General features: G+C 57.8%; 13 protein-coding genes. 7 read left to right on the plus strand and 6 right to left on the minus strand.

What is annotated here, in order from left to right; genetic code table 11:
• The first annotated feature begins 10 nt into the window (after window positions 1–10).
• The 5 genes from PY649_RS07735 (at window position 11) to PY649_RS07755 (ending at window position 6,207) form a co-directional block, all read left to right on the plus strand.
• On the plus strand, window positions 11–2,266 hold the full coding sequence (locus PY649_RS07735) for an ABC transporter permease (protein ID WP_285867655.1): 2,256 nt from the start codon (window positions 11–13) through the stop codon (window positions 2,264–2,266).
• Window positions 2,259–3,041 (plus strand): ATP-binding cassette domain-containing protein, encoded by a 783-nt coding sequence (locus PY649_RS07740; RefSeq protein WP_285867656.1) that lies wholly within the window; start codon window positions 2,259–2,261, stop codon window positions 3,039–3,041. The genes PY649_RS07735 and PY649_RS07740 overlap by 8 nt, the downstream gene beginning before the upstream one ends.
• Before the next feature lie 146 nt (window positions 3,042–3,187).
• The gene (locus tag PY649_RS07745; RefSeq protein ID WP_285867658.1) at window positions 3,188–3,955 is read left to right on the plus strand and encodes an SDR family NAD(P)-dependent oxidoreductase; all 768 of its coding nucleotides are present in this window, start codon (window positions 3,188–3,190) and stop codon (window positions 3,953–3,955) included.
• Window positions 3,956–4,276: 321 nt separating this feature from the next.
• Complete coding sequence (locus PY649_RS07750; RefSeq protein ID WP_285867659.1) at window positions 4,277–4,798, plus strand: hypothetical protein; 522 nt, start codon at window positions 4,277–4,279, stop codon at window positions 4,796–4,798.
• Window positions 4,795–6,207 (plus strand): P-loop ATPase, Sll1717 family, encoded by a 1,413-nt coding sequence (locus PY649_RS07755; protein WP_285867660.1) that lies wholly within the window; start codon window positions 4,795–4,797, stop codon window positions 6,205–6,207. Before PY649_RS07750 ends, PY649_RS07755 begins: the two co-directional genes overlap by 4 nt.
• Before the next feature lie 101 nt (window positions 6,208–6,308).
• Here PY649_RS07755 and PY649_RS07760 read toward each other — a convergent pair whose 3' ends face one another.
• The 5 genes from PY649_RS07760 to hppD form a co-directional block, all read right to left on the minus strand.
• Window positions 6,309–6,758, minus strand: coding sequence for an SgcJ/EcaC family oxidoreductase (locus PY649_RS07760; protein WP_285867661.1), 450 nt, complete (start codon window positions 6,756–6,758; stop codon window positions 6,309–6,311).
• A 133-nt stretch (window positions 6,759–6,891) separates the two neighbouring features.
• Window positions 6,892–7,524 carry a maleylacetoacetate isomerase gene (gene maiA / locus PY649_RS07765; protein WP_285867663.1) on the minus strand — a complete coding sequence of 211 codons (633 nt, stop codon included), beginning with the start codon at window positions 7,522–7,524 and terminating at the stop codon, window positions 6,892–6,894.
• Entirely contained in the window at window positions 7,521–8,546 is a 1,026-nt protein-coding gene (locus PY649_RS07770; protein ID WP_285867664.1) for a fumarylacetoacetate hydrolase family protein, read from the minus strand. The genes maiA and PY649_RS07770 overlap by 4 nt, the downstream gene beginning before the upstream one ends.
• 37 nt (window positions 8,547–8,583) lie before the next feature.
• Window positions 8,584–9,945: a homogentisate 1,2-dioxygenase gene (gene hmgA, locus PY649_RS07775; RefSeq protein WP_285867665.1), complete on the minus strand. Its 1,362-nt coding sequence runs from the start codon at window positions 9,943–9,945 to the stop codon at window positions 8,584–8,586.
• A gap of 57 nt (window positions 9,946–10,002) precedes the next feature.
• The gene (gene hppD, locus PY649_RS07780; protein ID WP_285867666.1) at window positions 10,003–11,112 is read right to left on the minus strand and encodes a 4-hydroxyphenylpyruvate dioxygenase; all 1,110 of its coding nucleotides are present in this window, start codon (window positions 11,110–11,112) and stop codon (window positions 10,003–10,005) included.
• Between the two features lie 128 nt (window positions 11,113–11,240).
• On the opposite strand from hppD, the gene PY649_RS07785 reads away from it, so the two are divergent.
• Window positions 11,241–11,738, plus strand: coding sequence for an Lrp/AsnC family transcriptional regulator (locus tag PY649_RS07785; RefSeq protein ID WP_285867667.1), 498 nt, complete (start codon window positions 11,241–11,243; stop codon window positions 11,736–11,738).
• A gap of 98 nt (window positions 11,739–11,836) precedes the next feature.
• On the opposite strand, the gene PY649_RS07790 is transcribed toward PY649_RS07785, so the two are convergent.
• Window positions 11,837–12,298 carry an Lrp/AsnC family transcriptional regulator gene (locus tag PY649_RS07790; protein ID WP_285867668.1) on the minus strand — a complete coding sequence of 154 codons (462 nt, stop codon included), beginning with the start codon at window positions 12,296–12,298 and terminating at the stop codon, window positions 11,837–11,839.
• Window positions 12,299–12,420: 122 nt separating this feature from the next.
• On the opposite strand from PY649_RS07790, the gene PY649_RS07795 reads away from it, so the two are divergent.
• The gene (locus tag PY649_RS07795; RefSeq protein WP_285867669.1) at window positions 12,421–13,212 is read left to right on the plus strand and encodes a phenylalanine 4-monooxygenase; all 792 of its coding nucleotides are present in this window, start codon (window positions 12,421–12,423) and stop codon (window positions 13,210–13,212) included.
• Window positions 13,213–13,249: the final 37 nt, after the last annotated feature.

Here is a 13,249-nt window from a genome sequence, read left to right on the forward strand (position 1 = left end):
GGTAGAAACCATGGGGCATACCACCACGACATCGCTAGGCCGTGCGCCATCTCAACTCGCAGGCGGCTGGGAGGTCGGGCTCCTGATTTTCCTTGCATTACTCTATCTTGGGGGTGTCGTTCTCAACCCGGCGTTTTTCGGATCGACGGATGCGCTTCATGCGCTTCTGCGCGATACGTCCCGTGTAGGGATCATCGCGGTCGGAATGACGTTTGTTATCGCCAACAAGGATCTCGATCTTTCGGTTGGTTCAACTTACGGCCTGGTCGCTGTGGTCTTTGCCAGGCTTTTTGCACCAAGCTTTCTCGACTTCGATGTCGCCACCTCGGTGATCCTGTGCATGGTTTTAGGCACGATGATCGGCCTGCTCAACGGCGTGCTTGTCACGATCCTGAAAGTGCCTGCCTTCATAGCGACGCTGACAATGCTCTTCATCGGTCGCGGCTTCGTGCTCGCATTCACGCAGGGTCAGGCAATCTACTACTCCGACAAGGCGAACAAGTTTCCCTTGTTCTTCCACCTTGGCGAGACGAATTCTCTCGGCTTCAACAATCAGATTGCTATCTTCTTCCTCATTGCCGTCATCGGAGCCTATGTGCTTGCAAAGACCCGCTGGGGTTACGAAACCCTCGCCACCGGGGGAAACGAGCAGGCGGCGGCCTATGCCGGCATTCGCACGCGCTGGGTGCGCATTCGCGCATATCTGCTCTCGTCACTCTGTGCGACCCTTGCGGCTCTTCTGTCAGCTGCGCAGGACAAGGGTGTCACCCCTCTCTACGGAGTGGGCTGGGAGCTCACTGTCATTGCATCCGTCATTATCGGCGGTGCATCGATCCTGGGCGGACGCGGGCGCGTGACCGGATCGTGTCTTGGCACCGCGGTCGTCGTCCTGATCGATAAGGTATTGCGCGAAGGCTGGCCGATCACCCGCACCGTCATTATCGACGGCGAAAGCATCGCAGTCGGCGCCAGGTTCACGCTGCCCGCCGGCGCTGTGCTGGTTTTCCTCGGTCTCCTTCTCGTCATCGCCGTGCTGATCGAGCCTTTCCTCATTCGGCGCCAGGCGGCAGCCCGATTCTGGGCCTGGCTCCGCCGCCGGCCGGCACCGCAAGCTCCTGAGACTGGCGGCGTGGCATTGGAGGGTGTCCAGACCAAGGGGGCCATGGCGACCGACGCGGAACTGTCGGCAACAGGGCTCGGCAAGTTTCTAGCCCGGCGTGATGCGCTCGCTATCACACTGGCAGCCGTGTTGTGGCTGACGGGCCTTGCGTTCAGGCCGGACTACTGGTGGAATTTGTCCAACACCTTCGCCATCCTGCTCAATTACACGGAACTGGCCATCATCGCAGTCGGCCTCACCTATGTGATTGCGGCCGGTGACATCGATCTCTCCGTGGGCTCAGTGCTTGCACTTGCAGGCAGTACCGCGGCCTATTTCCTGAAGGTGCTGGGCACAGATCCGATTACCGCTATCGCGATGGGCCTGCTTGCCGGATCAGCCGCCGGACTCGTCAACGCCGTCGTCACGGTCGGCTTCAAATTGCCCGCCTTCATCGCCACGCTCGGGATGTTCTACATCGCGCGGGGGCTGGCTGCCTGGTTCGTCGCAGGACAGCAACTGACTGGCTGGCCGGAGAGTTACAACCTTCTCGGCCGCAAGATGAACGACATTCTCCTCCATTTCGGCCTTGCGTTGCCGCCGGGTGTCATCCGCACGGTGGCTGAGGTCGTCAGCGTCCAGACGATCTGGATGTTTTTCGTAGCGCTCATCGCCGGCGTCGTGCTTGCCTACACTCCATTCGGGCTGAAGGTCTGCGCCACCGGCGGCAACGTCCGTGCCGCGGCCTACGCCGGCATCAACACGAACCGCGTGCGCTTCATCTCGCTCATGCTGTCGGCACTCTGCGCAACCATGGCCGGCATCATCAATGTCGCGTATTTTCGCAGCTTCAACCCCGTCGCCGGCCAATTCCGCGAACTCGATGCCATAGCCTCGGTGATCATTGGTGGCGGATCGATCTTTGGCGGCTATGGCACGATGATCGGCTCACTTGCCGGCGCGGCCGTCATCACGCTTGTCCGGGCACTCCTTCAACTCAACGTTCAGGGGTTCAGCATGCCGCAGCACTGGATCAATGTCTTCATCGGCGTCATCCTCATCGTCGCGGTGTTGATCGATATATGGGTGCGCCAGGCCAATATCTTCGGACGGCTACGAGCGTTCCTAGCAAGAGGGGCGCGCGCAGAGGAAGGCATCCATGGCTGACGCGATACCGTTACGGCCGATTGTGGAGATGCGAGGCATCGAAAAGGCCTTCGGTGCCGTGCAGGCGCTCCGCAAGGTCGACCTTGTGCTCTATCCCGGGGAAATTCTCGGCCTCGTCGGCGACAATTCTGCCGGCAAGTCGACGCTGATGAAGATTCTGACTGGCGCCTATCAGCGAGACGCCGGTGAAATCCTCGTTGCCGGGCAAGCGGTGCACTTCAAAGGCCCGCATGAGAGCCGCGATGTGGGCATCGAAATGATCTACCAGGACTTCGCGCTTTGCGGGAACATGGACGTCGGCCAGAACATATTTCTCGGCCGCTGGCCGCGCAAAGGCCTCTTCGTCAATCGCAGAAAGATGTATGCGGAGGCGGACAGCGTGCTGAAACGGCTCAAGGTCGACGTCAACTCTGTCTATCAAAAGGTTGAAAGCCTGTCGGGCGGGCGCCAACAATCGGTGGCGATCGCCCGGGCGATCTCGTTCGAGCCGCGCGTTGTGATCCTTGATGAGCCGACCGCCAACCTTTCCGTGATGGCGACAGAACGACTGCTTGAAACCATGCTGGAACTGAAGAAACAAGGCGTTGCCCAGATCATCATCTCGCACCGCCTGGTCGATATTTTTGCCGTGGGTGACCGCGTCATGGTCCTCAAGCGCGGCGAATATGTCGGCGACCGCTACGTCAAGAACACGGACGAGCACGAAGTCCTGGAGATCATCGTTTCCGGTACGCCAGAGACCGCGTTGACGGCCGATGCCGCGAGAGACATTTGATGGGCCACCCAGGCCGCGACCATGGGCTTCACGAAGAAGAGAAAGTCGCAACTGGCCGCTACCAATCCGCGATGAATTGGCGATAACATCCAGACTGCCGCATCGATGGCAGCATCAGCGAAACTCAACAGGGGCGAGGCAACGACATGGCTGACCGGCTAAAGGGCAAGATCGCAATCATCTCCGGGGGAGCGACGGGGATGGGAGGAGCATCCTCCCGGCTCTTTGCCGCCGAAGGCGCGCGGGTCGCAATCATCGATCGAAATGGCGACGCCGCCGCTGAAACCACGAAAGCCATTCGCGACGCCGGTGGCATCGCGGACTATTGGGTCGCAGATGTCTCCGACGAAACGGCGGTTGCAACCGCGGTGAAAGAGGTCGAGGAGAAGTTCGGGCCCGTCACCGTGCTTTTCAATCACGCCGGAACGATCGTCATCAAACCGTTTCTCGAGACGACGCTTGCGGAATGGGACTGGCTGCACGCCGTCAATGTCCGCTCGATGTTCCTGATGACCCGCGCTGTGCTTCCGGGGATGATTGCAGCAGGCGGCGGCTCCATCATATGTACGTCATCGATTTCAGCCGTCGCGGCGACGCCGATGGAAGTGCTTTACGATACCACCAAGGGCGCGGTTCACATGTTTGCGCGCGCCATCGGTGTCGAATTTCGAGACCGCAATATCCGCTGCAACGCCGTCTGCCCCGGCTTCATTCGCACGCCACATGGCTTGCGAGAGGTGAAGGAGCTTCAAGCGCTGGGCGTCGACGTGTCGGACGCGGCGATCGCTGCCCAGCAGGGCCGCATCGGCGAACCCGAAGATGTGGCGCGGGCAGCACTTTACCTCGCAAGCGATGAGTCTGGTTTCGTCAACGGCGCGCATCTGTTCGTGGATAATGGCTTTACTGCCATCTGAAAAAGAAGCTGCTTTGCCGGCACCTGACCTTGATGCCCATGGCTGCCGTTTTGCCTTGCCGTAGACCGGATCTCACGCTTATCCGGGCTGCCGGACGACTGCGCCAATGCTGCGGGGCTTTATAGTTTCGTCCGGCGCGCCATCGTTGGACGCCTGAATTACGACAGCACGCGGACGAAAACGTTGCAGTGCAATGAGCGGCATTATTTCTTAAAAAATGTATTGTTTCAAACTGAGTTTCTATTATACTTGCTATGGTTGTACGCTATCCTTATTCCTATCGAGATTATCCCATGACAATCCCGTTCGAAGCGTTCCAACATGTCGATTGAGGGCAGACTATACGTTGTCGCCCGTGAGTCCGTAAATGGACAATTTTCCACCTATGGCGACCTTGCGGCCAAGGTGCATGAGGCCGCGCCCGCGGAATTCACATATAATCGCCTCGAAGAAAAGCATGTCATGCAGGTGTCTTCGATCGTGCCCTACGTGTCCCTGATCCATTTGATTGGTCTGCTCCGGGTCAACGGTCACGAGCTCTACGAAAGCATATTGGATTCAGAACCGTCGCCCGAAGGTGCGGAGGTGGTGATCAATCAACGGGCCATCGCTAAATTGGAAGAATCCGGTTTTAACCGCGCCAACTACTTGCGGGCGATTCACGACCTGCTGCGCCCGGACGCCATTGTCTTGCCAACCCTGCGCGACGTCTACCAGGCAATGGGGCTTAACCTTACCGAACTGCATTTTCTTCAGCTCTGCGCGCTCGGGGGTGTCCGGCGCAATTTTGGGTTTTCGCTCATTACCCGACGCATGATGATTCCGACGGAGGTTCATCCATGAGCCGGGAGCAATTCATATCCTATGTGCAGGAATCGGATGCGCGCACCGACCCAAACTTGGATCTCTATCGTGTCGAGACTCAAGCCATGAAACGACTGGCGACAACGGCGGATCGCGCCTTCCTGGCTGTTGGATTGAAGGGCGTTGGCAAAACCGCCTGCTTCAAGAGTCTGAGCGCTGGACGTGACGTCGATTTTGTGCAGGCGATCAGCGCCGGCACACAAGAACCGCTGAGTATCGAAGGATCGCGACCGACTCTTCAGTTTGTGGAGGAGATTCGCTCAGAACTGGTGATGCAGGCGTTGAACACCCTGGTCGAAAAGCTGAAGATAGATAAGAAACTCGCCAAAAAGGTTCCCGACGATCTCCATCAGGAAGCGCGGGTGTTGGTAACGAACCTTTGGAAGCGGTTGAAAGACGCCTTCGGCAACCTTGGCGGCATCACTATTCTCGGTTGCGGGATCAGTTTTCGAAACCGCCAGCAGCAAGACACTGGTTTGAGGCTTGTACCGAGGGATGAATACACCAGGGCGTTCTCGATTGTTGAGCGCCTGTCGAAATCCATTGATTTCCGGATCGTCGTTGACGATCCGGAATCGGTTTTTGCTGCTGATGAAGGCCTCAACGAAAATCTCGTCGCCGCCTTGGCCATTGCTGCCCACGAGCTGCAAACTCGGCTTACGAATTTCAAATGCATCGTCTTAATGAAGCCGAACGTCCTTCGGGCGTTGCGAAGAGTCGACGAATTCGTCAACCTGCCCCCAAATGGCCGCGTCCGGCTTAGCTGGACGGACGAGGAACTGAAGGACGTCATTCGACTGCGAGCGAAAGCTGCGCAGATTGATTTGGCCACTGCATTCAAGGCCGATCCGGAGCCGGCACTCGACGCCATTGTTAAAGACTGTCGCTCTGGCCCGCGCGATGCCCTGCGTCGGCTTGAATTGCATTTCGATGCTCATCTCGACGAGCCCGTCACACCTGAGACACTTGAGAAAACAATCGACAGCTATAGCGAAGCCTGCTTCGAACAAATGTATGGCGCATACGAACGACAATATCGCGGCCTGTCACGCGCAGCGATTGTCCTCTTCGAAGGCCCATCCGCCAGTGTCCCTAAGGTCAATATTCGCAACCGGCTCGATTCCATGATCGGATCAAGCAAGGAAATCCTGGCGTTCAAGGATGAAAGCTGGGCCCGTGACGCGACCCTATTCGCCGACCTTCTCGTGCAATTCGGGCTCGTGGCGATTCAGACTGCTAATGGAATCGTCTTGCCTTATCACGCCCATTACCCCGAAGAAGCGGCCAGGTCCGATGCCGTTTTTACGCTTATTCCTGGTTTGCGAGGTCGCGCGAACATCCGCGCAGCAAAGACAAATCCCGCCATCGAGCGTCGCAAAGGCCGTTAATTCTTGGAGCATCACGGCCGAGAAAATCGAGATAAATAGTTGCAAGCTTCCTGGTGAGTAAGGTCGAGCACGACCAGCGGCGGTCTTCCACGGTTAGCAGGTCAGTTCTTGTATTCCGGCATCGCTGATGAGTGATGCGAGGCAATCAACCACTTTCCGTGTTCGACTTCATAGGTGAAGGTGTAGCGGGCTGGCACCTTCGTTCCGTCGGCCATCGTAAAGGTATAGAGGCCGGTGTCGGTGACCTTGTTGCAGCCGATCCTGATGGTTCGGCTGTCGATCTTGCCTTGCGGCTTCTTCTTCAGGAATTCCTTGAAATAGGCCATGCGCTCTGCCTGCGTCACGCGCGGCTTGTTCGATAAGGTGGGCAGGAGAACCGCGTCGGGCGCGTAGTTCTCGACAACTTTCTGGGGATCGAGCGTTGCCAACGAGGCATTCCAGCGGTCGAAGAGACCTTCCACCTGTTTCTTTGTGATCGGCGTGCATTCGACGGCCCATGCCGGACCCGCGATAAAAGATGCGAAGACGGCTGCCAGAACAAGTTTATGCATGGTGGTCCCCCAATCCCGACCTTTACTGTTTTCAATCACAGAATACCGTGTTCTGGTTGAACTGGCGAGTGAGAGGCCCTGCACAAACGGAGTCCGCAGCAGCCCCGAATTTGCTCATGGTTCGGATATTTCGTTAGGGTTTCACGCGATCTGGATGCGCCGCCTGAAATGCGGGCAGTTTGGCACACCTCGCATCGATATCGACGATGCGCTTGAGATCGGTCATGTCCACGCCCCAGCGGCGGGCGTTATAGACTTGCGGCACAAGACAGAGGTCCGCGATCGTCGGCCGATCTCCGAAGCAGAACTCTCCCTTGAATTCGCAGAGCATTGCTTCCAGTTTGCGGAGGCCGCCCGCAATGAAGTGCCTCATCCATTCTTCGCGGGCCTCGGCTTGGCCCACTATGGTCGCGACATGCGTCGCGACGTGCAAGTTGCAAATGGGATGGATGTCCATAGCGATAGCGTATGCGAGTGCTCGCACAGATTGTCGGTCTGCAATGGCCTGTGGCATCAATCCGCACTCCGGCCGAAGCTCGGCCAAATATTCGATGATTGCGAGCGACTGCGTCAGCACCCTTCCATCGATCACCAGTGTCGGCACGAACCCCTGCGGGTTGAGCGCCATATAGTCCGGACTCCTCTGCTTGCCTTCCAGCAAGTCGATCGGCACGGCTTTATAGCCAATCTCAAGCAAATTGAGCGCGATGCGGACACGATAGCTCGCCGATGATCTCCAGTAATCGTAGAGAACGACCTCACTCATGGCGACTTCAATTCTCCATATCTTTCGACAGTCTGCTCAATCGCCCCGAAGATCGAATGCCCGGCGCGATCTTTCATCTCGATACGGACTTGATCGCCAAACCGCAGGAATGGAGTCTTCGGCGATCCGGTTTCAATGGTCTCGATCATCCGCATCTCCGCGATGCAGGAATAGCCGTCGCCTCCATGTTCGACCGGCTTGCCCGGCCCGCCGTCAAGCTTATTGGAAATCGTTCCCGAGCCGATGATCGAGCCGGCCACGAGACTGCGGGTTTTGGCGGCATGGGCGATCAGTTGGCCAAAATCAAATGTCATGTCGACGCCGGCGTTCGCCTTGCCGAATGCCTTGCCGTTCAAGGTCACAAGCAGCGGAAGATGCACCTTGCCGCCATCCCAGGCCTCTCCGAGTTCATCGGGGGTCACCGCGACCGGAGAAAATGCCGACGCGGGCTTGGACTGGAAGAAGCCAAATCCCTTTGCGAGCTCTTCCGGAATGAGACCCCGCAGTGACACGTCGTTGACCAGCATCACCAGACGGATGGCGCTGCGGGCGACCTCTGGACTGGAACCCATGGCAACATCGCCAACGACGACGGCGACCTCGCCTTCCATGTCGATCCCGTAAGCCTCGTAGGCCATCACGATCGGATCACGTGGGCCAAGGAAACTGTCGGAGCCGCCTTGATACATCAGCGGATCGACCCAGAAGCTGGCCGGCATCTCGGCGCCCCGCGCCTTGCGCACCAGTTCGACATGGTTGACGTAAGCCGAACCATCGGCCCACTGATAGGCCCGTGGCAAGGGCGATGCGGCCTCGTGTTCGTGGAACCTGATCGTTGGCTGCGCTCCGGTCTCGATACCCTCGGCAATCAGCGCAAGTCTCGGAGCCACGTGCTCCCAGTCGTCGAGAGCGGCCTGCAAGGTGCGGGCAATGTGACCGACCTCGGAGCAGCGGGTCAGGTCGCGGGAGACGACGACGAGCCGACCGTCCCTAGTGGAGTCTTTCAACGTCGCGAGCTTCATGTCCCAATCCCAATGTCGGAGGATGCGTGGCCGGACTTTACTTGATCCCCGGCGTTCCGTCGAACCTGCGTTCCAGGCCGTCCCAGCACTCCAGGTAATTATCTTGCCGCGTTTCGAGCTCAGCGGCATATTTCGTCACCTGCTGCGGAAACCTGGTCTCGAACATGAAGGCCATGGTGTTCTCAAGTTTCACGGGCTTGAGCTCGGAACTGGATGCCTTTTCGAATCCGGAGGCATCCGGCCCATGTGGCAGCATCATGTTGTGCAGGCTCATGCCGCCCGGCACGAAACCCTGCTCCTTTGCATCATACTGACCATGGATCAGGCCCATGAACTCGCTCATGATGTTGCGATGGTACCAGGGCGGGCGGAAGGTGTGCTCGGCGACCAGCCAGCGTGGCGGAAAGATCACGAAATCGACATTCGCCGTGCCGGCACTTTCGGTCGGAGCGGTCAGCACGCTGAAGATCGATGGGTCGGGGTGGTCGAACAGGATTGCGCCGACCGGGGAAAATGTCCGCAGGTCGTACTTATAGGGGATGTAGTTGCCATGCCAGGCGACCACATCAAGGGGCGAGTGGCCGATTTCCGTGACGTAGAATTTCCCGCACCATTTGACATGCACGCGGCAAGGCGTTTCCTTGTCCTCGAAGGCGGCAACGGGAGTCTTGAAATCGCGCGGGTTTGCCAAGCAGTTCGCGCCGATAGGCCCGCGGTCCGGCAACGTGAATTTGGCGCCGTAATTCTCGCAAATATAGCCTCGCCAGACTTTCTCGTCGCCCTTGCGTGTCACCTTGAACATCATGCCGCGCGGGATGATGCAGATTTCCAAGGGCTCGACGTCCATGATGCCCATTTCGGTGAACACCCTGATGGCACCGATCTCAGGAACGATCAGCAGTTCGCCATCGGCATTGAAGGAATAATCATCCACCATGTCCTCGTTGAAGACATAGGCATGCGACGCCATGCCCGTTTGCGTCATAACATCGCCGGCGGTCGTGATCGTGCGAATCCCTTCCAGGAAGGTCAGCCTCTCAATCGGGGTCGGCACCGGATCCCAGCGAAGCTGGCCTAGAGGCAGCGAATGTTCGTCCAGGCAGGGTGCGGATTTCCAGAGCCGATAGGAAGCGTTCGAAAAGCGGCGGGTGTGGCGTACGCTCGGGCGAATACGATAGAGCCAGGATCGTTCGTTCGTTCCGCGGGGGGCGGTGAACGGTGAGCCGGAAAGCTGCTCCGCGTAGAGACCATAATTGCATTTCTGCGGACTGTTCTGCCCCTGCGGCAGAGCGCCCGGCAGCGACTCTGTCTCGAAATCATTACCGAAGCCCGGCATATATTGCAGCGTCTCCGCCGCCGTAGTCCGGTGATCGGAACCCCGGGTTCTCGTCTGGTCCATCGCTCCACTCCTCCCGAAACTAAAGCGATCCCACGCCTTGGCGAGATCGCCCGGAGATCACTCCGCTGCAGTGCCGATGACGCCGCGCTTGATCTGATCCGCCTCGATCGACTCGAAGAGAGCACGGAAGTTGCCTTCCCCAAACCCCTCGTCACCCTTGCGCTGGATGAATTCGAAGAAGATCGGGCCGATGACGGTTTTTGAAAATATCTGGAGCAGGATTTTCGTCATGCCGCCATTCACCACACCTTCGCCGTCGATGAGGATACCATGTTTCTTCATACGGTCGATGGGCTCGTCATGGCCGTTCACGCGTTCGTAGGACATGTCGTAATAGGTCTCCGGAGGACCCGGCATGAAGCGGAGACCGTTGTCGGCGAGCCTGTCGGTGGCCTCGTAGATGTCTTCCGTTCCAACGGCGATGTGCTGGATGCCCTCGCCCTTGTACTTCTTCAGAAACTCCTCGATCTGGCTTGTGTCGTCCTTCGATTCATTCAGCGGGATGCGGATTTTGCCGCAGGGCGAGGTGATGGCGCGGCTCACCAGGCCGGTGATGCGCCCATCGATATCGAAGAAGTGGATCTGCTTGAAATTGAACAGTTCGCGGTAAAAATCCCACCACTTGTCCATGTTGCCGCGGAAGACGTTGTGGGTCAGATGGTCGAGATAATAGAAACCCAGACCTTCAGGATGCGGGTCGCGCTCGCCAAGCCAGTCGAACTCAGCTTCGTAAGCCGATCCTTTCGCACCGTAGGTTTCAATAAAATACAGCAGCGAGCCGCCAATGCCGACAATCGCCGGGACATCGAGAGTCTTGTCGTCTCCTTCATAGGGAACGGCACCTTTTGACACTGCATGGTCGAACGCATGCTTGGCATCGACAACGCGCCAGGCCATCGACGGTGCGCAGGGACCGTGATCTCCAACGAAACGGGTAGCGTGACTGCCCGGTTCGGCATTCATGACATAGTTGATGTCGCCCTGCCGCCAAACAGTGATGTCTTTGGTCTTGTGCCTGGCGACTGCAACGTAGCCCATGCGTGTAAAGAGCTCGCGCAGCTTCTCGGGCTCCGGATGAGCGAATTCGACAAATTCAAAGCCATCGGTGCCGGCTGGATTATCGGCGCTGATTTCCGGCGGCGGCGCATCATGCGGATAAGGACCCATTTTCTCCTCCTGGGAAATTGCATCTGATTATGCAAAGTGTGATCCAAAACGCGTGCAATGTTCTTGCATTCTTCATGATAAAGGAGGAAATTATGCACGATCTGTGAGGGTTTTGTGGGTTTCGCGCAATGAATGAACAGCTCGACAAATTCGATTTGCGTCTGCTCCAGGAGCTCCAAAAGGACGGCAGGTTGACGAACAACGAATTGGGCGAACGGATCGCGCTTTCACCCTCGCAATGTTCACGCCGGCGAACGAGACTGGAGGCTGAGGGCTATATTCGAGGCTACCAGGCCAACTTGGATCGGCAAAAATTAGGTCTGGAAATGCTGGTGGTCATTTCCGTAACACTCGCAACCCACAACAGGGACAACGCCCAAAGATTTTCCCAGCTAATCAGCGGACTCCCGGAAGTACTAGAAGCCTATGCGTTGACCGGCGAAATGGACTATCACCTGAAGGTGGCAACCCGCGGGCTCACCGATCTTTCAAGGTTCGTCAACGACGTTCTGCTGCCCCACGAGTCGGTGCAGCACGTGAAGACCTCGATCGTCCTCGATACGCTCAAAACATTTGAAGGACTCCCGGTCATGCCAAATAGCTGGCATGGCGATAGCGAGCGCTGAGTTGGCCACGCGCGAAAGGCACGACACGCCCTATCTTTTTTGTCTTTTCGCAATCCCGGACGGAAAACCGCTTCGCACTTTTCCTGGTATTGCTCCAGCTAGATGGGCAGCTCGGTCGAGAATTTCAGCTCGCGCAGCACGAAGCTCGATACCACCGTGCGCACATGCGGGTTGCGCAGGAGGTAGCGGGTCATGAAGGCCTCGTAGCTTTCCACGTCCTTCGCCCGGATTTTCAGCATATAGTCGAAGGCGCCCGACAATGCGTAGCACTCCATGATCTCCGGCCGCTCCAGCACCACCGAGGCGAAAGACGCTACCGCTTCTTCGTGGTGATCCTCCAGCGTCACATGCGCGATTACACAGAGCTTGAGATCGAGTTTTCCGGGGTCGAGCAGCGTCACACGCTTGCGGATGACGCCGTCCGATTCCAGCTCCTGGATCTTCCGCCAGGCCGAACTCTGCGACATGCCGGCCTGTTCCGCCAGGTCCGCCAGCGAAAGACTGCCATCGGCCTGGACGAGTTGCAGAAGCTTGCGGTGAAAGGTCCCATTTTCTTTCATTTGTAGCGCCATATGCGAAAGTATTTTTCATGATTATGTCGAAGAGCAGCACGAAAGAAAAGAAAATCCGGCGAGTTCGGAGTATAATCGCAAGGTGACGCAGTGCCTGGGAGGATCAGCATATGACCAAGGAAAGCAGCTACACCGCCAAACTTCCCGGCCCAGACGGTTTATACGCCTACACTTCCGAAGAAGATGCGATATGGGGCGAACTTTACGAACGCCAGATGAAGCTGTTGGCCAATATGGCCTGCCGCGAATATCTTGACGGCGTCAAAACCCTGGGGCTCAAGCCAGACAAGGTCCCTCAGCTTCGCGATGTGAACCGGCGCCTGAACGAGACCACCGGCTTCGGCGTCGAAGGCGTGCCAGCGCTCATTCCGCCCTCGCGTTTCTACGAACTTCTGTCGCAAGGCAAATTCCCGCTCGCAACCTTCCTTCGCCGTCGTGAGCATATCGACTATATCGAGGAACCGGACCTGTTCCATGAGGTTTTCGGCCATTGCCCACTGCTGACGAACCGGAGCTATGCGAATTTCGTAAGGCATTTCGGCGAGACCGCCGCGCGCCTCGGCAAGGGCTATTCCTGGCATTTGTTCCGCATCTTCTGGTTCACCGTCGAATTCGGCCTGATCAACACACCGCAAGGCCGCCGCTGCTTCGGCGCGGGCATCGTCTCGTCGCCAAGCGAAACGAAGGCGGCTATGGAGGGTAAAGCGTGCGAATTCCGGCCGTTCGACCTGCTAAGCGTCCTCAGGACACCCTACCGGATCGATATCGTCCAGCCGATCTACTATGTCATCGACAGCTTCGCCGACCTTGAAGCGATCGTCGACCAGGATATCGGGAGCCTGATCGTGACCGCCAAGTCGCTGGGTGATTTCGCACCCACTTTCGAAGCCAAGGCCTCATGAACGGCTGATTATCCGGAGGCGGCGGGAGCCGAGCCCC

Source organism: Rhizobium mayense (assembly GCF_030272705.1).
Lineage (GTDB): Bacteria > Pseudomonadota > Alphaproteobacteria > Rhizobiales > Rhizobiaceae > Rhizobium > Rhizobium mayense.